The organism is Bradyrhizobium sp. TM233, from assembly GCF_036247965.1.
Lineage (GTDB): Bacteria > Pseudomonadota > Alphaproteobacteria > Rhizobiales > Xanthobacteraceae > Bradyrhizobium > Bradyrhizobium ottawaense.
In genome coordinates, this window is record NZ_BTIG01000018.1 from 104,341 (window position 1) to 123,567 (window position 19,227).

Annotated in this window: 15 protein-coding genes; 3 read left to right on the forward strand and 12 right to left on the reverse strand. The window is 64.5% G+C overall.

Annotated features, from left to right (window positions below):
- Positions 1 to 79 precede the first annotated feature (79 nt).
- Entirely contained in the window at positions 80 to 1,057 is a 978-nt protein-coding gene (locus tag AABA86_RS27980; RefSeq protein ID WP_338309131.1) for an SMP-30/gluconolactonase/LRE family protein, read from the forward strand.
- 144 nt (positions 1,058 to 1,201) lie between these two features.
- Here the strand turns inward: AABA86_RS27980 and AABA86_RS27985 are convergent, their stop codons facing one another.
- Together AABA86_RS27985 and AABA86_RS27990 are read right to left on the reverse strand one after the other, a co-directional pair.
- Positions 1,202 to 2,632, reverse strand: a complete 1,431-nt coding sequence (locus AABA86_RS27985) for an aldehyde dehydrogenase family protein (RefSeq protein ID WP_338309132.1) — start codon at positions 2,630 to 2,632, stop codon at positions 1,202 to 1,204.
- 300 nt (positions 2,633 to 2,932) lie between these two features.
- Positions 2,933 to 5,296 (reverse strand): transketolase, encoded by a 2,364-nt coding sequence (locus AABA86_RS27990; protein WP_338309133.1) that lies wholly within the window; start codon positions 5,294 to 5,296, stop codon positions 2,933 to 2,935.
- A gap of 136 nt (positions 5,297 to 5,432) precedes the next feature.
- On the opposite strand from AABA86_RS27990, the gene AABA86_RS27995 reads away from it, so the two are divergent.
- Both AABA86_RS27995 and ppk2 read left to right on the forward strand, forming a co-directional pair.
- Complete coding sequence (locus tag AABA86_RS27995; protein WP_212247960.1) at positions 5,433 to 5,894, forward strand: Lrp/AsnC family transcriptional regulator; 462 nt, start codon at positions 5,433 to 5,435, stop codon at positions 5,892 to 5,894.
- A 91-nt stretch (positions 5,895 to 5,985) separates the two neighbouring features.
- On the forward strand, positions 5,986 to 6,906 hold the full coding sequence (ppk2, locus tag AABA86_RS28000; protein ID WP_338309134.1) for a polyphosphate kinase 2: 921 nt from the start codon (positions 5,986 to 5,988) through the stop codon (positions 6,904 to 6,906).
- 140 nt (positions 6,907 to 7,046) lie between these two features.
- Here the strand turns inward: ppk2 and AABA86_RS28005 are convergent, their stop codons facing one another.
- The 10 genes from AABA86_RS28005 to ntrB form a co-directional block, all read right to left on the reverse strand.
- A complete protein-coding gene (locus AABA86_RS28005; protein ID WP_338309135.1) occupies positions 7,047 to 8,126 on the reverse strand; it encodes a zinc-binding dehydrogenase in 1,080 nt (359 codons plus the stop codon).
- Between the two features lie 60 nt (positions 8,127 to 8,186).
- Positions 8,187 to 9,128 carry a DMT family transporter gene (locus AABA86_RS28010; RefSeq protein WP_338309172.1) on the reverse strand — a complete coding sequence of 314 codons (942 nt, stop codon included), beginning with the start codon at positions 9,126 to 9,128 and terminating at the stop codon, positions 8,187 to 8,189.
- A gap of 187 nt (positions 9,129 to 9,315) precedes the next feature.
- Positions 9,316 to 10,155 (reverse strand): aldo/keto reductase, encoded by an 840-nt coding sequence (locus AABA86_RS28015; protein ID WP_338309136.1) that lies wholly within the window; start codon positions 10,153 to 10,155, stop codon positions 9,316 to 9,318.
- 8 nt (positions 10,156 to 10,163) lie between these two features.
- Positions 10,164 to 11,060, reverse strand: a complete 897-nt coding sequence (locus AABA86_RS28020) for an SMP-30/gluconolactonase/LRE family protein (RefSeq protein ID WP_212248160.1) — start codon at positions 11,058 to 11,060, stop codon at positions 10,164 to 10,166.
- A gap of 237 nt (positions 11,061 to 11,297) precedes the next feature.
- Positions 11,298 to 14,003 (reverse strand): nitrate reductase, encoded by a 2,706-nt coding sequence (locus AABA86_RS28025; RefSeq protein ID WP_338309137.1) that lies wholly within the window; start codon positions 14,001 to 14,003, stop codon positions 11,298 to 11,300.
- 1 nt (position 14,004) lies between these two features.
- The gene (locus AABA86_RS28030) at positions 14,005 to 15,222 is read right to left on the reverse strand and encodes an NAD(P)/FAD-dependent oxidoreductase (RefSeq protein ID WP_338309138.1); all 1,218 of its coding nucleotides are present in this window, start codon (positions 15,220 to 15,222) and stop codon (positions 14,005 to 14,007) included.
- A gap of 10 nt (positions 15,223 to 15,232) precedes the next feature.
- Positions 15,233 to 15,661, reverse strand: a complete 429-nt coding sequence (locus AABA86_RS28035; protein ID WP_212247951.1) for a globin family protein — start codon at positions 15,659 to 15,661, stop codon at positions 15,233 to 15,235.
- A 122-nt stretch (positions 15,662 to 15,783) separates the two neighbouring features.
- A complete protein-coding gene (locus AABA86_RS28040; protein ID WP_338309139.1) occupies positions 15,784 to 17,163 on the reverse strand; it encodes an MFS transporter in 1,380 nt (459 codons plus the stop codon).
- Positions 17,164 to 17,498: 335 nt separating this feature from the next.
- Positions 17,499 to 18,293, reverse strand: a complete 795-nt coding sequence (locus tag AABA86_RS28045) for an ABC transporter ATP-binding protein (RefSeq protein WP_212247949.1) — start codon at positions 18,291 to 18,293, stop codon at positions 17,499 to 17,501.
- A gap of 13 nt (positions 18,294 to 18,306) precedes the next feature.
- Positions 18,307 to 19,203, reverse strand: a complete 897-nt coding sequence (ntrB, locus tag AABA86_RS28050) for a nitrate ABC transporter permease (RefSeq protein WP_338309140.1) — start codon at positions 19,201 to 19,203, stop codon at positions 18,307 to 18,309.
- Positions 19,204 to 19,227: the final 24 nt, after the last annotated feature.

The window sequence follows — 19,227 nt, forward strand, 5'->3', positions numbered from 1 at the left end:
ACCGTTGGTGACCGATTTGCCGTCACGTGTCCCTAATGATAGCAGGATTGTCCAGAGGGAACGAAACGAGAGAACCGACATGAATGAGGCATCGTCCCACACCCAGGAACGGCCGGGCTGGCGGCCGGCGACCTCTTACCCCGACTCCGCGATCAAGGCGCTCGATCCCCGCTTCGAAAAATACTGGCTGAAACTGTCGGCGGTGGAGCGGCTCGCGACCGGCCTGCGCTGGGCCGAGGGTCCGGTGTGGTTCGGCGACGGGCGCTATCTGCTCTGCAGCGACATCCCGAACCAGCGCATCATCAAATGGGAGGAAGAGACCGGCGCGGTTTCGGTGTTCCGGAAGCCCTCCAATTTCGCCAATGGCAACACGCGCGACCGGCAGGGCCGGCTCGTTACCTGCGAGCATGGCGGCCGGCGCGTGACGCGCACCGAGTATGACGGCAGCATCACCGTGCTGATGGATCAATTCAACGGCAAGCGGTTGAACTCGCCCAACGATGTCGTTGTTAAATCGGACGGCTCGATCTGGTTCACCGACCCGACCTTCGGCCTGCTCGGCAATTACGAGGGTTACAAAGCCGAGCCCGAGATCGACATGAACGTCTACCGGCTCGACCCGGAGACCCGCAAAGCCACCATCGTGGCCGAGGGTGTGCTCGGGCCGAATGGGCTCGCCTTCTCGCCGGACGAGAAAATCCTCTACCTCATCGAATCCCGCGGCGTGCCGACCCGCAAAATTCTCGCCTATGACGTCTCGCCTTCCGGCGATAAGCTTTCGAACAAGCGCGTCTTCGTCGATGCCGGCCCCGGCACGCCCGACGGTTTCCGCGTCGACATCGACGGCAATCTCTGGTGCGGCTGGGGCATGGGCGATCCCGAACTCGACGGCGTCGTGGTGTTCGCGCCCGACGGCGTGATGATTGGGCGCATCGCGCTGCCCGAGCGCTGCGCCAATCTCTGCTTCGGCGGCGTCAAGCGCAACCGCCTGTTCATGGCGGCGAGCCAGTCGATCTACGCGCTGTATGTGAATACGCAAGGCGCGGTTGGGGGATAGGTGCTTCGCACCGCCCTGTAGCCCGGATGGAGCGAAGCGTAATCCGGGGACCGTTCCCGCATTACGCTTCGCTCCATGCGGGCTACGAATAGAAAACGCCGGAGCGGTTTCCCGCTCCGGCGTCATTCGTTCAGGCGAAAAAGCTTACGCCGCGTTGAAGCCCGCAACGGCCTTCACTTCGAGGAAGTCCTCGAGGCCGTACTTGCCCCACTCGCGACCGTTGCCGGACTGCTTGTAGCCGCCGAACGGCGCGGTGCGGTCGTTGGGCACGCCCTGGAGGTTGACGTTGCCGGCGCGGATCTGGCGGCCGACGCGCTTGGCGTCTTCGACCGAGGCACCCGTGACGTATCCGGCGAGGCCATACGGCGTGTCGTTGGCGATGTGCACGGCTTCCGCTTCGTCCTTGGCGCCGATGATGGTCAGCACCGGTCCGAAGATCTCTTCGCGGGCGATCGTCATGTCGGGGGTGACGTCGGCGAAGATGGTCGGACGGACATAGAAGCCCTTGTTGACGCCCTCGGGCAGGCCCGGACCGCCGGCGACGAGCGTTGCGCCCTCGTCGATGCCCTTCTTGATCAAGCCCTGGATCTTGTCCCACTGGCCGCGGTTGACGACCGGGCCGATGGTGGTGCCTTCGGCGCGGGGATCACCGGCCTTGGTCTTGTCGGCGACGGCCTTCGCGATCGCGGCGACGTCCTTCATCTTGGACAGCGGCACGATCATGCGCGAGGGCGCGTTGCAGGACTGGCCGGAGTTGTTGAACATGTGCATCACGCCGCCGGTCACCGCCTTCGTGAGGTCGGCGCCTTCGAGGATGACGTTCGGCGACTTGCCGCCGAGCTCCTGGCTGACGCGCTTCACCGTCGGGGCCGCGCGCTTGGCAACATCGATGCCGGCGCGAGTCGAGCCGGTGAAGGAGATCATGTCGATGTCGGGGTGCTCGCTCATGGCGGCGCCGACCTCGGGGCCGAGGCCGTTGACGAGGTTGAACACGCCCTTCGGCACGCCGGCTTCATGGAGGATCTCCGCGAAGATCAGCGCCGAGGTCGGGGTAAACTCCGATGGCTTCAGGATCATGGTGCAGCCGGCCGCGAGCGCGGGCGCGACCTTGCAGGCGATCTGGTTGAGCGGCCAGTTCCAGGGCGTGATCATGCCGACCACGCCGATCGGCTCGCGCAGCACCATGGCGGTGCCGACCGGCTCCTCGAAATGGTAGTTCTTGAGCACGTCGAGCGTGGTCATGAGATGGCCGAGGCCGGCGCCGGCCTGGAGCTTCTCGGCCATCGGCAGCGGCGCGCCCATCTCGTCGGACACGGCGGCGCCGATCTCCTTGATGCGGCCCTTGTAGATCTCGATGACCTTGGTGAGCAGCGCGACACGCTCTTCACGGCTGGTCTGGGAGAAGGTTACAAAGGCGCGCTTGGCGGCGGCAACCGCCTTGTCCACGTCGGCCTTGGAGCCCAGCGCAACCTCGTACATCGCCTCTTCCGTCGCGGGATTGACCACGGCGGTGGACTTCTTGACGGCGGGATCGACCCAGGCGCCGTCGATGTAGAATTGCATGCGATTGACCATCGTTAACCTCTTCTTGGGGGCATGGTGGGGGCGTTTCGGCAGGCATCCTTGCACGAAAGCGCCGGCAATTGAACCCGCCATATGCGGGGCCAGCGTTGCGGCGGACGCGCGGAATATGGGACGCGATTTGAAGCGAAGCAAGCGGCCTGGGTCCCGGCTCAGCGTCGCGACATTTCATGTCGCGCCTCGTCCGGGACACGCGATTGGAGCGCGTCTAACCAGGCTCGTGCCCCGGACGCAGCGCAGCGCTACTTCAGCGGTGCGCTGCAGAGCCGGGGCCCATGCAGCCGGTTACCTCGACTACACCGCCATCTTTCGATGCAGCACCGGCGCGCCGGTGGTGAGGCTTTCGGCCGCATCGATGATTGCGTTGGCATCGATGCCGTAGTGTCGATACAGGTCAGCGATCGTGCCGGTCTGGCCGAACTGCTCGACGCCGAGCGCCTCGACGCGGTGGCCGCGGACGCTACCGAGCCAGCCGAGCGCTGACGGATGGCCGTCGATCACGGTCACGATGCCGCAGTCGCGCGGCAGCGGCGCCAGCAATTTCTCGATGTGGCTGAGATGCTGCACGCCGCGGCGGTCGCGCCGCAATTTCCGCGCGGCGGTCCAACCCGCATGCAGGCGGTCCGCCGAGGTGATCGCGAGCAGGCCGATATCGCGCCGGCTCTCGCCGACGAAGCCCGTCGCCTCGATCGCTTCCGGCGCCACCGCGCCGGTATAGGCGATCACGACTTCGGCATTGGGGCCCGGCTTGCGCAGCCAATAGGCGCCGTCGGTGATGCCCTGCGTAAGCTCCGGCGTCATGATGCGCTGGGCCTGCTCGATGCTGCGCGTCGACAGCCGCAAGTACACCGAGCCGCCCTCGCCCGCTTCGCGCTGCATGTGCTCAAAACCGAAAGCCATGATCACGGCGAGTTCGTCGACGAAAGCCGGCTCGAACGAGGTGAGCCCGTCCTGTGCCATGCCGATCAGGGGCGTTGCGATCGACTGGTGCGCGCCGCCCTCGGGCGCGAGCGTGATGCCTGACGGCGTCGCCGCCACCATGAAGCGCGCATCCTGGTAGCAGGCGTAGTTCAGCGCATCGAGCCCGCGCTCGATGAAGGGATCGTAGAGCGTGCCGACCGGCAGCAGCCGCTCGCCGTTGATCTGGTGCGACAGCCCGAGCGCCGAGAGCATGATGAACAGGTTCATCTCGGCAATCCCAAGCTCGAGATGCTGGCCCTTGGGTGAAAAGTCCCAGTTGAACGTGGACGGAATTTTCTCGCTGCGGAATAAATCCGCCTTTTCGGCGCGCGCGAACAGGCCGCGGCGATTCACCCACGGACCGAGATTGGTCGAGACCGTGACGTCGGGCGAGGTCGTGACGATGCGCCTCGCCAATTCGCCGTCGCTGCGCGCGATCTCGTTCAAGACGAGACCAAAGCCCTGCTGGGTCGACATCTGCGGCGACGGCTTGAAGGCGAGCTGCTGGGGCACCTCGACGACCGGTGCGCTCAGGCGGCGGCCGTCCTGGTTGAACGGCACGCGCGCGAGGAAGGCATCGAGCTCGGCGGCGGATTGCGCGAGGCCTTCATACTTCTCCCATTCATGCCCGGGCCGGATGTTCTGGCTGTCGCGATATTTCTCCATCTGCGCGACCGTCATCAGGCCGGCGTGATTATCCTTGTGGCCCTGGAACGGCAGGCCGACGCCCTTGATGGTGTAGGCGATGAAGCAGACCGGGCGATCGTGATCGATGGATTCGAAGGCGTCCAGCATGCTCGCCATGTCGTGGCCGCCGAGGTTCGACATCAGCGCCAGCAATTCCTCGTCACTGCGGCTGTCGATCAGTTTCGTGATCGGCCCCTGGTCGCCGATCTCGTCGTGCAGATGCTTTCGGAACGCTGCGCCGCCCTGGAAGCACAGCGCGGCGTAAAGCGCGTTCGGGCAATTGTCGATCCAAGCCTTAAGAGCCTCGCCGCCGGGCTCGGCGAAGGCCTCGCGCATCAGGCGACCGTATTTCACGATGACGACGTCCCAGCCGAAATTGCGGAACATGGTCTCGAACTTTTCCCAGAGCCCTTCCCGCACGACGGCATCGAGCGACTGCCTGTTGTAGTCGACCACCCACCAGGTGTTGCGCAGGCCGTGCTTCCAGCCCTCGGCGAGCGCCTCCCAGATATTGCCCTCGTCCATCTCGGCGTCGCCGACCAGCGCAATCATCCGCCCCTCGCGGCGATCCTTCATCCAGCCATGCGCCTTGACGTAATCCTGCACCAGCGAGGCGAACAGCGTCTGCGCGACGCCGAGGCCGACCGAGCCGGTGGAGAAATCGACGTCGTCGACGTCCTTGGTGCGCGAGGGATAGGATTGCGCGCCCTTGAAGCCGCGAAAGTTCTCCAGCTTCTCGCGGCTCTGCCGGCCGAACAGATACTGAATGGCGTGGAACACCGGGCTCGCATGCGGCTTCACCGCAACGCGGTCCTCAGGGCGCAGCACATGGAAATACAGCGCCGACATGATGGTGGCGAGCGAGGCGGACGAGGCCTGATGTCCCCCGACCTTCAACCCGTCGGCATTGGGGCGGATGTGGTTGGCGTGGTGGATGGTCCAGGACGACAGCCACAGCGCCTTGCGGCTCAGCGCGGTCAAGGTGTCGAGGCGGGCGGTATCGACGGGCATGGCAAAGGCTCCCGGAAAACAGGTGGGGCGATGATACGCCTGCGAGGAGCGCCAAACTTCTCAATTTTTCGCGCAATACCTGATGATATTGGGATACCATACTAATAATTACCCGGAATAGGCAGGTTTTATCCCAATGCCAGAGCTAGACGCCATCGACCGAAAGATCCTCGCGCTGCTTCAGGCCGACAGCCGGATGACCATGCAGGAACTCGCCGACAAGGTCGGGCTCTCGGTCTCGCCCTGCCATCGCCGGGTCAAGCTGTTGGAGGAGCGCGGCGTCATCAGCCGCTACGTCGCGACCGTGGACCAGAAGGCGCTCGGCCTGCATGTCAGCGTCTTCATCTCGATCAAGCTGGCGCGGCAGAAGGAGGAGGATCTCAACCGCTTTGCCCGCGCGATCTCGAAATGGGACGAGGTGCTGGAATGCTATCTGATGACCGGCAACCGCGACTATCTCCTGCGCGTGGTGGCGGCCGACCTCGCCTCCTACGAGACCTTCCTCAAAACCAAGCTGACCCGGCTCGACGGCATCGCCTCGATCGAGTCGAGCTTTGCGCTGAGCCAGGTGAAGTATTCGATCGCGCTGCCGGTGTGATGCCCGCAGTCCTGCTTCGGGCTGTCACAAGGGTGCAATAAACGCCACCGATGGTCCTCGGCGACTGGCACCCGAGCCGAGAGAAGGACCCATGACCGCATCCGACCGCACCCCTGAAATGGCCAAACGCGAGCGCATCATCCGGGAAATGACCGACGATCTCGACGAGGAGCTGGAGATGGAGCTCGACGACTCCAGGCTCGACGAGCTCATCGAGGAGACCGACGCGCTCCGCCCGACGGTGGATCGCAGGCTCTATTTCCGGGAACTGCTCCGGCTCCAGGGTGAACTGGTCAAGCTCCAGGACTGGGTGCAGAGCGAGAAGAAGAAGGTCGTGGTGCTGTTCGAGGGCCGCGACTCCGCCGGCAAGGGCGGCGTGATCAAGCGCATCACCCAGCGCCTCAATCCGCGCATCTGCCGCGTCGCGGCTCTCCCCGCGCCGAGCGAGCGCGAGCGCACGCAATGGTATTTCCAGCGCTATGTGTCGCATCTGCCCGCGGGCGGCGAGATCGTGCTGTTCGACCGCAGCTGGTACAACCGCGCCGGCGTCGAGCGCGTGATGGGCTTCTGCACCGACGAGCAATACCAGGAATTCTTCCAGACGGTGCCGGAGTTCGAGCGGATGCTGATCCGCTCCGGCATCATTTTGGTCAAATACTGGTTCTCGATCACCGACGACGAGCAGCAGTTCCGCTTCACCATGCGCATCAAGGATCCCTTGAAGCAGTGGAAGCTGAGCCCGATGGACGTCGAGGCCCGCAGCCGCTGGGAGCTCTACACCAAGGCCAAGGAGACCATGCTCGAGCATACGCACCTTCCGGATTCACCGTGGTGGATCGTCGACGCGGTGGACAAGAAGCGCGCGCGCCTCAACTGCATCGCGCATCTGCTGAGCCAGATGCCATACCAGGAGGTCAGCCGCGTGCCGGTGGTGCTGCCGCCGCGTGTCCGCAACCCCGACTATCACCGCGGGCCCATTCCGGCGGAGATGTACGTGCCGGCGAAATATTGAGAAGGTTTCGTAGGGTGGTCCAAGCGGCTTGTCCGCCATAGCTCGAAGAGCGACGGCGGAAGCGTGCCCACCAATCTCACCAGGAACGCGGATGCATGGTGGGCACGGCGCTTTGCGCCTTTGCCCACACTACGAGACCGTCACCGCCACGGCTGCACGATGATCTTGGTGTGCACTTCCGGGTTGGCGAGATCGGCGAAGGCCCTGGCGACGCCGTCGATGCCGACCTCGGCCGTGACCATCGCCGCCGCATCCACCTGCCCTTCCGCGATCAGCCGAAGTGACGCAGCGAACTCCTCCGGCGTGTAGCCGAGCACGTATTGGACGTTGAGCTCCTTCATGATGCCGAGCATGGGCTCGCTCTTGTCGGTCTCCATGCAGACGCCGACCACGACGATCCTGGCATCGCGCGGTGCGCCTTCGAAAACCTGCTGCAGCAGCCCGGGCACGCCGACGCATTCGAAGATGATCGCAGGCTTCAGCGCCGGCAGCATGGCCTGGAACGGTGGCCTCGCCGCCTTCTCGGCGTCCGACATCTGCGCGTGCTCGGCCCAGGTCGCATAGGGCTGCGACACCCTGGGATCGACGACGATATCGGCGCCGAGCTTTGCCGCGAGCGCGCGCCGCGCCGGCGAATAGTCGGCGGCGACGATGGGGTGCAGCCCCTTGATCTTCAGCGCCGCGATCACCGCGAGCCCGACGGGGCCGCAACCGATGACGAGCGGCACCTCGCCACCCCGGATGTCGGCCTTTGCCACGGCGTGAACGCCGACGGCGAGCGGCTCGGTCAACGCCGCATGTTCCGGCGCAAGACCGTTGGGCACTTCGAGCAGGAGCGGCTCGCTCAGAACCATCTGCTCCGCATAGCCGCCGACGAAGTCGTTGGAGTAGCCGATCCCCTTGATGCCTTCCGGCGTCACCAGCGCGGGCAGCGAGCAGACATGCGTCCCCGGTTTGAACTTGCGTTCCGTGCCGGGGCCGTAGTCGACGATCTCGCAGCAGAATTCGTGACCGAACACGACGTCACGCGACAGATCCATCGGCGTGCGACCGGTCTTCCTGGCCATCTCCACCATCCGTGGTGCATGCTGGCGCGCATGCAGGTCGGAGCCGCAGATGCCGCAGGCGAGCGTCTTGACCAGCACCTGGCCCGCGCCCGGCTTCGGCTCGGCCATCCTGTCGACGACGATCTCACCGTTCCTGAAAATCGCAGCGCGCATCCGGCTCCTCCCGTATTGTTGAAGCCGTTGATAGCACATGACAGCATGCGCAAACTTGCGTCAGGGGTTCGGGGAACGCTCTTCCAGCACCAGCAGCTGGGCGCGGCGGATACGCTCGCGATGGGCGATGTAGAGACCGCTGGCGACGATGAAGGCTGCGCCGACGACCGTCCAGAGATCGGGGACCTCGCCGAAGATGAAGAAGCCGAGAATGCTGACCCACAGCAGCTGGGTGTAGGAGAACGGCGCCAGCACCGAGGCATCGCCGTAGCGATAGGCCAGCACGATGATCCACTGGCCGACGGTCGAGGCGACGCCGATCACGATGCCGAGCCCGATCGCGGTCCAGGTCGGCGTAACCCAGACGAACGGCACCATCACGGAAAGGATCGCAACGCCCGTGAGCGCGGAATAGGCCATCGTGGTGAGCACGGCTTCACGCCCGCTCATCATCCGCGTCAGGATCAGCGCGGCGGCCCAGCAGAACGCAGAGACGATCGGGAAGAACGCGGCGGCGTGAAACGCGCTCGAGCCGGGCCGCAGGATGATCAGCACGCCCGTCAGGCCGATCGCGGTCGCGATCCAGCGTCGCATGCCCACCGTCTCGCTGAGGAAGACGATCGAGAGCGCGGTGACGAACAGCGGCGAGACGAAGCCGGTCGCCGAGGCCTCCGCGATGGGAAGGAACCGCAGGCCGGTGATGAAGAACAGCGAGGAGCCGAGCAGCGCGGCACCGCGCATCAGCTGCAGTCCGAGCCGCTCGGTGCGCATCGCATGGAGCGGAGAGCCCGGCAGCATCACCGGCGTGAACATCAGCGCGAACATGACGAAGCGGATCCAGGTGATCTCGATCGACGGCAGGCTGGTCGACAGATATTTCGCAGTGACATCGGAGGTGCCGAGAAACACCGTCGACAACAGCACCAGTGCAATGCCCTTGAAGGGATGGTCGACACGCGCGGGCGCGCGGCGAGCCGTCTGCTTCTTCTCCGGCACGGGCATGGGGATACTGTCGAGCCTTGCGGCTGCGGCGGGCGGCGGTGTCACGGCTGGAACCCGGGAAAATGCGAATCGAGAACGGTTGTAAAAAACGACAAATGCGCCGCGTTCACAACTTCCGAAAACAGGATGCCGATATGCGCGAGCCGCCGCGCGCGTCAATGCTCGGTTAATAATGGGCGTTTGTGCATTACAGCATGGGCAGGCTGCGCGGCTTCGGACCGCGCGGAAACGCCGCATCTAACGCCGTAATCTCGTCTTTCGTCAGCACGAGATCACCGGCGGCCGCATTCTCGCCGGCATGTTCGGCAGACGAGGCCTTCGGGATCGTGAACACCGTAGTCGCACGGGTGAGGAAGCTGAGTGCGACTTGACGCGGCGTCACGCGACGCGCCTCCGCAATGCGCGCCAGCACGGCACCGCCCTTGCTGCGCGCGTCCGGGAAATCGTCATGACCGAACGGGGAATAGGCGACCACGGCGACACCATGCCGCTCGCACCAGGGGATCACCGCATGCTCGATCGCGCGTTCCTTCAGATGATAAAGCACCTGATTGCAGGCAATGCGGTCCTCGCCGGAGACGTCGAGAATTTCGTCGAGATCATCAGCATCGAAATTGGAGACGCCCCAGGATTTGATCTTGCCTGATTTCACCAGCTCCTCGAACGCGGCGACGGTGTCTTCGAGCGGATAGGAACCGCGCCAGTGCAGGAGATAGCAATCGAGATGATCCGTCTTCAGCCGCTTCAGCGAGCGCTCACAGGCCGCGATGGTGCCGCGGCGCGACGCGTTGCTTGGCAGCACTTTGGAGACGAGGAACACTTCATCACGACGGCCCGCGATCGCGTCCGCAATGACGAGCTCGGCATCGCCATACATCTCGGCGGTGTCGATGTGTGTCATGCCGAGATCGAGCCCGCGCTGAAGCGCCGTAATCGCGCGCTTGCGGTCGCCGTGGTCGAGATACCAGGTGCCCTGCCCGATGACGGAGACTTTGGCGCCGGCTTTGCCGAAGAATTTTGTGTTCATGTTAGAGCTCACAGTCCGCCGATATCCGCAACCAGCACGCTGCCAGTCGACGACTCCGTGATATAGAGCCGATTCCCGCTTTCGCCACCGATTGCGACATTGGTGCAATTCGGCCCCGCGCACGACTTGATCCGCGCGAGCAATTCCCCGTTCGGGGCGAACACGAAGACGTGGCCGAGCGAAGCGTGGCCGACGAAAAGGCGGCCCTTGGCGTCCATGGTCAAGCCATCGGGACCGCTGGTGCCGAACAGCGAGCAGAAGCGGCCAACCTTGGACACACTGCCGTCCTTCATGAACGGCAACCGCCACACCGCGTTGTCGCGCGTCATCGCGACGAACAGTACGGTTTCGGTGAGATCGAGCACCAGGCCATTCGGGCTGATGCCGGTATCGATCAGGCAATCGAGCCGACCATTCGACGCGAGACGATACACGCGACCGCTGGGGTCGTGCAGGCCGGTCTGGCCCTGATCGGTGAAATAGATGTCGCCGTTGGAAGCAAGATGCAGGTCGTTGCAGCCGCGGAAGGATTCTGAATTGCGCGCGGTCAGGACGGGCTTGATGCGACCGGCCTTGGGGTCGAGCTCCATGATGCCGTGCCTGTAGTCGGCCACCAGGATGCGCCCATCAGATGCGATCTTCAGCCCGTTCGGCCATCCCTCATATTCGATCACGAGCGACCATTCGCCATCAGGCGCGATACGAAAGATGCGGCCGAAGGGAATGTCGACGATGTAGAGATTGCCGTCGCTGTCGAAAGACGGTCCTTCGATGAAGCTGTCGGTCGGCACATTCGGCCGGTTGGCATCAGCCCAATCGGTCCGCACGCCCCTGCGGCGGAACTTTTCGGGCATCGCGGAGAAAAGCCTCGTCTCGATCAGGCGCGGCGGCGTTTCCAGGTACATCATGGTTGTTATGGATTGCTGAGGGGGGAAGCCGCAGCACCATAGGGCACAATCGAGGGCCCGTCGATTGGGCCGGGGGAATGGCTGCGTCCACGCCACCCTCGCGTCCCGGGCGCGCTGCAGCGTGAAACGCTGCTGCGCAGAGCCGGGACCCAGAAAGGCCAAACACTCGCTGCTAGATGGGCCCCGGCTCTGCAGCGCACCGCTACGCGCTGCGCTGCGTCCGGGGCACGAGGCCTACCCCACCGCGCCCGCGACCTTCGCCTGCTTCACCGGCGCCACTTCCGTCGTTGCGATCAGGCGCTTCAGCTCCGGGATGCAGGAGCCGCAATTGGTGCCGGCCTTGAGCTTCGCGCCGATCTCAGCAGCCGTACGCGCACCGGCCGCGATGGTGTCGCAGATGGTGCCGCGGCCGACACCGAAGCAGGCGCAGACAATCGGGCCGGTCGAGGCGGCGCCTTCGCTGGACTTGCCTGACAGCAGCATGCGGCGCTGATCGTCGGTGACCAGGTCGGCCACGAACAGGCTCTTCACCACCTCCCAGTCGCCGGCATCATGCCCAGGGCCGACGAACAGGCAGGTGTCGATGCGATCGCCCGCGAACGACGCCGCACGATAGATCCCGCCGCCGAAGTCGCGATAGTCGGCGACGTCCTCGCCGGCGACGCTCTCGACCCAGGCCGGCCAACGCGAGAGGTCCGCGTTGTCGGCAAAGAGATAGCCAAAGCCGCCGGTGACCGTGACGCGGGTCCACAACAGGTTCGGCGGCAGATCGAGCTGCCTTCGCGACAGCGCAAAGCCGCGGAAGACGAATTCATAAGGCGCGATCGCGGCCGGCGTCGCCTTGGATTCCGGCTGCCCCGAGAACGGATCGGTGAAGGATTGCACCAGCGCGCCGACGCGGCCGTGCGAGGTATTCATCGCGCTCCAATGGATCGGCGCGAACAATGTGCCACGCTGAGTGCCGTCACTGACGACGACCTTCAGGATGCACTGACCGTAATCGGTGGTCACGCGGGCAAAGCCGTCGTGAACGATGCCGTATTTGCCGGCATCATCAGGATGGATCTCGACGAAGGGCTCCGGCAGATGCGCGCCCAGCCGCTGGCTGAGTCCCGTGCGCGTCATGGTGTGCCATTGGTCGCGGATGCGTCCGGTGTTGAGCCTGAGGGGACGCGAGGCACCGGTCTCGCCGCGCAGCGATGGTACCTCCGGCGCAACGAACCGGCCCTTGCCGTCATTGGTGAAGAAGCCGCCCTTCGCAAAGAAACGCTCGCTCGACGCCTCGCCTTCGCGCACCGGCCACTGCACCGGCTTCAAGGCATCGAAGGCGTCGTCGGACAGCGAGGTCAGCGCGCCGATGTCGAAATCGCGGCTACCGTCGTTCTCGAACGCCGAGAGCTCGGCGTGCTCGCGGAAGATCTCGGCGGTGGATTTGTAATTGAAACTGTCGCCGAAGCCGAGGCGCTTGGCGGTCTCGCTCAGGATCCACCAATCGGGACGCGCCTCGCCCGGCGCCGGCAGGAACGAGCGCTGGCGCGAGATGCGGCGCTCGGAATTGGTCACGGTGCCCGACTTCTCGCCCCAGGCGAGCGCCGGCAGCAGCACATGCGGGCCGGCATCGACGGTGTCGTTGGACAGCACGTTCTCGGAGACCACGAACAGCTCGAGCTTCTTCAACGCCTCGCGCACGAAGTCCGCATCGGGCAGCGACACCGCGGGGTTGGTGCCCATCACCCAGAGCGCCTTGACCTCGCCGCGATTGATGGCTTCGAACAGCTGCACCGCCTTCAACCCCTCGTGGGTTGCGATGCGCGGCGCCTTCCAGAACCGCCTGACACGATCGATGTCCGGCGGCGTGAAGCCCATATGCGCCGCAAGCATGTTGGCGAGGCCGCCGACCTCGCGGCCGCCCATCGCGTTGGGTTGGCCGGTGAGCGAGAACGGCGAGGCGCCCGGCTTGCCGATGCGCCCCGTGGCGAGATGGCAGTTCAGGATCGCGTTGACCTTGTCGGTGCCCTGCGCCGACTGGTTCACGCCTTGCGAGTACAGCGTGACAACCTTCTCGGTGGCGCGGAACATCTTGAAGAAGGTGGCGACGTCCTGCTCGGAGAGGCCCGTCGCGAGCGCCGTCGCAGCTACGCTGCCGGCGATGCTGCGCGCTCGCGCCAGCGCGTCGTCAAAGCCCGACGTGTTGTTCGCGATGTAGTTCTGATCAAGCGCACCATTGTCGGCGAGATGGGCGAACAGTCCGGAGAACAGCGCGGTGTCGGTGCCAGGCTTGAGGCCGAGGAACAAATCGACGTCTTCAGCCGTGTCGGTACGGCGCGGATCGATCACGATCATGCGCGCACCGCGCTCCCCACGGTTCTTCAGCATACGCTGGAACAGCACGGGATGGCACCAGGCCGCGTTCGAGCCGACGAAGACCAGCAGATCGGCCTGATCGAGATCCTCGTAGCAGCCGGGCACGGTGTCGGCACCGAAGGCGCGGCGATGGCCGGCGACCGACGACGACATGCAGAGCCGCGAATTGGTATCGACATTGGCCGTGCCGACAAAGCCCTTCATCAGCTTGTTGGCGACGTAATAGTCCTCGGTAAGGAGCTGGCCGGAGAGATAGAACGCGACCGCGTCCGCGCCATCGCGCGCCACGATGTGCTGCATGCGGTGCGCGACATGATCGAGCGCATCGCTCCAGGCGACGCGTTCGAGCACGCCCTTGCAGCGGATCATCGGATAGAGCAGACGGCTTTCCAGCCCGACGGTCTCGCCGAGCGCAGAACCTTTCGAGCACAGCCGGCCGAAATTGGCGGGATGGTCGGGATCGCCCGCGATCGCCGCACCGCCCTTGCCGTCCGGCGTTGCAAGCACGCCGCAGCCGACGCCGCAATAGGGACAGGTCGTCTTGGTGGCGCGGAGCGTGGGATCGATCACCGTCATATCAAGCTGCTTTCGAAGGAAGCGCGAGCGTGCGGCCGAACATCATGTCGGGCCGGATCGCCGCCACCTTGTCGCGATTGCGGATCAGCTCGAGATACCAGAGCGCATCGACGGTATCGCCGATCAACACCGCGCCGGTGAGCCGGCCGTCGGCGATCACGAGCTTCTTGTAGGTGCCGCGCCTGCGGTCGGTCAGCACCAGGCTCTCGCTGCCCTCGCCGCCCATGAAGTCGCCGGCAGAAAACACGCTGACGCCGGAGACCTTCAGATTGGTCGAGACCACGCTGCCCTGATAGGCGGCGGGCTTGCCGGCGAGATGGCGTGCCAGCACCCGCGCCTGCTCATAGGCGGGCTCGACCAGGCCATAGCAGGTGCCGCGATGCTCGGCGCATTCGCCGAGCGCGAAGATGTCGGGCGAGGCCGTCTGCATCTCGTCGTTGACGACGATGCCGCGGTTGACCGCGATGCCGGCGTCTTTCGCGAGCGCGACGTTTGGCTTGATGCCGGCGGCGAAGATCACGGCGTCGGCCTCGATGCGGCTGCCATCGGCAAGCTCGACGGCCTCGACATGACCATCGCCCTGGATGCGGGCGGTCGAGGCATTAAGCAGGATGCGGATGCCCTTGCGCTCGACCAGCGTCTTGAGCAGGTCGGCGGCCGGCCCATCGAGCTGACGCTCCATCAGCCGGTCCATCAGATGCAGCAGCGTCACCGGCGCGCCGGCCTTGGCAAGGCCGTAGGCTGCCTCAAGCCCGAGCAGGCCACCGCCAACCACGACGACACGCTTCTTCGCAGCGGCCAGTGTCAGCAAAAGGTCGACGTCGCGCGTATCGCGAAAAGTGTGCACGCCGGCGAGATCGGCGCCCGGCAAATTGAGCCGCAGCGGCGTCGATCCGGTGGCGAGCACGAGCTTGGAATACTCCATGCTCTCCTCGCCCTCGATCTTGAGCTCGCGGCGGCCGGTGTCGATCTCGGTGACGCGATAGCCATAGCGGACCGTGACGCCGCGATGGCGCCACCAGTCGGCCGGCCGCAGCTCGATCTCGTGCGAGCCGGTCTCGCCGGCCAGCACGGAGGAGAGCAGCACGCGATTGTAAGCGAGCCGCGGCTCTTCGCCGATCACCGCGACCGCATAGCGGCCGAGCGAGGTCTTGGCGAGCTCGTCGACCAGACGCGCGGCCGCCATACCGTTACCGACGATGACCAGCGGTTCACTCACGAGGCATCTCCTATTCAGCGGCCTGCGGCTGTGCGCCGTAGGCCTCGGACATCATGTAGCCGGACAGCACGCCGTAAGCGTCGGTCCAGGCCTTTGCCAGTTCGGGCGTCCAGGCTTCGCCAAGACCCTTCTCCAGGGTCCACAACAGCGTCGCACCGACCACGGGATAGTGTTCGGCCATTGCGCCGTAGGCGACGTGACGCTTGGCGAGCGCGGAGGCCGCGGGAAGAATCGTCTCCAGGTTCGACAGGCCGCTGACGACGGCGGCGAGCATGCCCATCAGCTTCTTGCGCTGCTCGGTCATGTCTTCAGGGAACATCGCGCGCACGGACGGCGCCACCTCGAACAGGCGGTCGTAGAACAACGCGGAGGCAGCTTCCGAAATCGGCGCGACCTTGGCGAAGCTCTGCTGGATGAGGGTGATCTGTTCGGGCGTCATGTGGTTCTCCTGTCTGTTTCGGTTTGCCTTGGTGCGCTTCGTTGCGAACAAGGTTCATGGGTCAAACGTCATCAGAGAGTCTTCTCCCCGCGTACGGGGAGAAGCGACATTCGTGCCAAGTATTAGACCCTTGCTTGGGCAAGGCTTGAGGCGCCCTCACCCTGCGGGCCGCGACGCAGGTAGAACCACCAGGTCAAGCCGAGGCAGCTGGCGTAGAAGGCGAGATAGATCGCGAGCGCGAACTGCGGGCCACCGGTCAGGGCGATCGACTTGCCGAAACCGGTCGGGATCAGGTAGCCGCCGACGGCACCGATCGCGCCGATGAAGCCCACCGCTGCACCGCTCTCGATGCTCGCCGTCTTCAGCGCGAGCGCGCGCGCCGCCTCGCCCTTGCCGCGCACCCTGAACAGGTTCTCTTCGCGGAAGATCGAGGGGATCATGCGATAGGTCGAGCCGTTGCCGATGCCCGTCGTCACGAACAGGATCAGGAACATCGACAGGAAGCCGATGAAATCCTTTTGCCCGACGAAGTAGAGCACGCCCACCGTTGCGCCTGCCATCGCGATGAAGTTCCAGAAGGTGATGATGGAGCCACCGATCTTGTCGGCGAGCCAGCCGCCGAGCGGACGCGACAGCGAGCCGACCAGCGGCCCCAGGAACGCGATCGCAATCGTGATTTGCGGGAACTGGGTCTTGATCAGCAGCGGAAACGCAGCCGAATAGCCGATGAAGGAGCCGAACGTACCGATGTAGAGATACGCCATGATCCAGGTGTGCTTGCGCTTGACGATCGCAAGCTGGTTCTTCACCGACGACTTCGCCGTGGTCAGGTTGTTCATGAAGAACACGGCACCGAACACCGCGATCGCGATCGGCAGCACCCACATCAGGCCGGCATTCTGCAGGAAGATGCCGTCGACCGGGGTTGCCTGGAACAGATTGAAGACGGCGAGCGTCATCAGGATCGGGGTCAGGAGCTGCACGCTGGAGACGCCGATATTGCCGCCGGCCGCGTTCAGGCCGAGTGCCCAGCCCTTCATCCTGTCGGGGAAGAAGAAGGAGATGTTGGTCATGCTGGAGGCGAAATTGCCGCCGCCGAGACCCGCGGTCGAGGCGATCAGCAGCATCAGCCAGAACGGCGTGTCGGGCTGGCTCACGAAATAGGCAAGCGACAGCGTCGGGATGAACAGGATCGCCGCGCTGAAGATGGTCCAGTTGCGGCCGCCGAAGGTCGTGACCGCGAACGTATAGGGAAAGCGTATCAGGGCGCCGATGAGCCCCGGCACAGCGATGAGCTGAAACAGCTGGTCGGTGGTGTAGTGAAAGCCCGCCTGCGGCAGCTTGGTGGTGACGATGCTCCAGATCAGCCAGACCGAGAAGCCGATATGTTCGGCCACGATCGACCAGATCAGGTTGCGTCGCGCGATCGTCTTGCCGGTCGCATTCCAGAACGCCTCATCTTCGGGGCGCCAATCTGAAATCCAAGTAGGATTCTTCGTCATTGAGTATCCCTTCCAGGCTCACCGCTGCGTCGTTGCAGGCTCCGCCTCACATGGAGGCGCGCTCCGAGGCTTCACCCCGGTGGCGAGTTCACGATGCTGATTGATGATGTTGAGGGACGTCGTCGTTGGCGTCGCGCAAAGACATTTCAATTTCCGTGCCAGTTGCGCGCACGCTGGAAACACAGGGATTTCAGGACGTTATTCGTATTGCCAGAAATTCTGGCAGGGCCTTTCCGCACGCTAAATTTGCGATTCGCTCAATCCTTGTGCGGCGCACAAGGATTGAGCTTGATGTCGATTATTTAGGCGCAGACCTTCTGCCAGTAACCTTTGGTTTACGCGGCCTCGACGAAGCGATGACGCTCGTAAAGGAATTCGAGCACGCGCTGGCGGCACTTCAGATAGGTGGTGTTGGTGGCGAGCTCGAGCCGCTTGCGCGGGCGCACCAGCGGCACCTCCAGCACCTCGCCGATGCGCGCGCTCGGCCCATTAGTCATCATCACGATACGGTCGGACAGCAGCACGGCCTCGTCGACGTCGTGAGTGATCATCAAAATGGTGTTGCCGAGCTTCTGATGCAGCGCCATCACCGAGTCCTGCAAGTGAGCACGGGTCAGCGCGTCGAGCGCGCCGAACGGCTCATCCAGCAGCAGCACCTTCGGCTCCATCGCCAGCGCCCGCGCGATGCCGACGCGCTGTTTCATGCCGCCGGAGATTTCGGACGGGCGCTTGTCCCTGGCGTGGGCCATCTGCACCAGGTTGAGATTGTGCATGACCCAGGCGTCGCGCTCGGCGCGGGACTTGGTCCTGGCAAAGACCTTGTCGACGCCGAGCCTCACGTTCTCGTAGACGGTGAGCCACGGCAACAGGCTGTGGTTCTGGAACACGACGGCGCGGTCCGGCCCCGGCGAGTTGACCTCGCGGTTTTCCAGCAGCACGCCGCCGGTGGTGGCGTTGGTCAACCCCGCGATGATGTTGAGCAAGGTCGACTTGCCGCAGCCGGAATGGCCGATGATCGAGACGTATTGACCCTTCTCGATCGTGAGATTGATCTCCTTCAGCACCTCCGTGGTGGCGGCACCGCGGGTAAAGACCTTGTCGATGTGGTCGAGCTTCAGATAAGCGGTCATGTGCTCTTCTCCCTCAGTTCAGCGCGGTGCCGCGGGTGACGACCTTGCCGAGGCCGGCGATCATGCGGTCCAGCACGAAGCCGACGATGCCGACATAGAACAGCGCCAGGATGATCTCGCTGATATGCGAGGAGTTCCAGGCGTCCCAGATGAAGAAGCCGATGCCGACGCCGCCGATCAGCATTTCCGCGGCGATGATGGCGAGCCAGGACAGCCCGATGCCGATACGAAGGCCCGTGAAGATGTAAGGCGCCGCCGCCGGGATCATGATCTTGGCGAAGAACTCGAGCGGGTTGAGCTGCACCACCGCCGCGACGTTGCGATAATCCTGCGGGATGTTGCGGATGCCGACCGCGGTGTTGATGATGATCGGCCAGATCGAGGTGATGAAGATGACGAAGATCGCCGAGGGCTGGCCGTCGCGGAACGCCGCGAGCGAGAGCGGCAGCCAGGCCAGCGGCGGAATGGTGCGGAGCACCTGAAACAGCGGATCGAGCCCGCGCATCGCCCAGACCGACTGTCCGACCAGCACGCCGAGCGCGATGCCGGCGATCGCCGAGAGCGAATAGCCGAAGGCGACGCGCTGGAGACTGGCGGACAGATGCCAGAACAGGCCCTTGTCGATGCCGCCATGGTCGAAGAACGGATCGAGGATCAGCTCCTTCGTGTCCTTGAACACTTTTGACGGCGGCGGCAGCGCCGAGCCGGCGCGGCGGCAGACCAGCTCCCACACCAGCGTCAGCAGCACGACTACGACGAGTGGCGGGATGACGCGCACGGCCAGCTCCCGCGCCATGCGCGCGTAGGCTTCACTGCGTGGCGCACGCTTCGGCGTCATCGCAACGACCGGTGCGGCGCTCGCAGCAGGCGTCGCGGTCTCAAGCTCAATCTTGGTGGCAGGCATGTTCATCGAAAATCCTCTTCCGGCTTGAAA

Coding starts and splice junctions, on each gene's coding strand:
- AABA86_RS27980 (WP_338309131.1), top strand. CDS start 80: ATGAATGAGGCATCGTCCCACACCCAGGAACGGCCGGGCTGGCGGCCG.
- AABA86_RS27985 (WP_338309132.1), bottom strand. CDS start 2,632: ATGGTCAATCGCATGCAATTCTACATCGACGGCGCCTGGGTCGATCCC.
- AABA86_RS27990 (WP_338309133.1), bottom strand. CDS start 5,296: ATGCCCGTCGATACCGCCCGCCTCGACACCTTGACCGCGCTGAGCCGC.
- AABA86_RS27995 (WP_212247960.1), top strand. CDS start 5,433: ATGCCAGAGCTAGACGCCATCGACCGAAAGATCCTCGCGCTGCTTCAG.
- ppk2 (WP_338309134.1), top strand. CDS start 5,986: ATGACCGCATCCGACCGCACCCCTGAAATGGCCAAACGCGAGCGCATC.
- AABA86_RS28005 (WP_338309135.1), bottom strand. CDS start 8,126: ATGCGCGCTGCGATTTTCAGGAACGGTGAGATCGTCGTCGACAGGATG.
- AABA86_RS28010 (WP_338309172.1), bottom strand. CDS start 9,128: ATGCCCGTGCCGGAGAAGAAGCAGACGGCTCGCCGCGCGCCCGCGCGT.
- AABA86_RS28015 (WP_338309136.1), bottom strand. CDS start 10,155: ATGAACACAAAATTCTTCGGCAAAGCCGGCGCCAAAGTCTCCGTCATC.
- AABA86_RS28020 (WP_212248160.1), bottom strand. CDS start 11,060: ATGTACCTGGAAACGCCGCCGCGCCTGATCGAGACGAGGCTTTTCTCC.
- AABA86_RS28025 (WP_338309137.1), bottom strand. CDS start 14,003: ATGACGGTGATCGATCCCACGCTCCGCGCCACCAAGACGACCTGTCCC.
- AABA86_RS28035 (WP_212247951.1), bottom strand. CDS start 15,661: ATGACGCCCGAACAGATCACCCTCATCCAGCAGAGCTTCGCCAAGGTC.
- AABA86_RS28040 (WP_338309139.1), bottom strand. CDS start 17,163: ATGACGAAGAATCCTACTTGGATTTCAGATTGGCGCCCCGAAGATGAG.
- AABA86_RS28045 (WP_212247949.1), bottom strand. CDS start 18,293: ATGACCGCTTATCTGAAGCTCGACCACATCGACAAGGTCTTTACCCGC.
- ntrB (WP_338309140.1), bottom strand. CDS start 19,203: ATGAACATGCCTGCCACCAAGATTGAGCTTGAGACCGCGACGCCTGCT.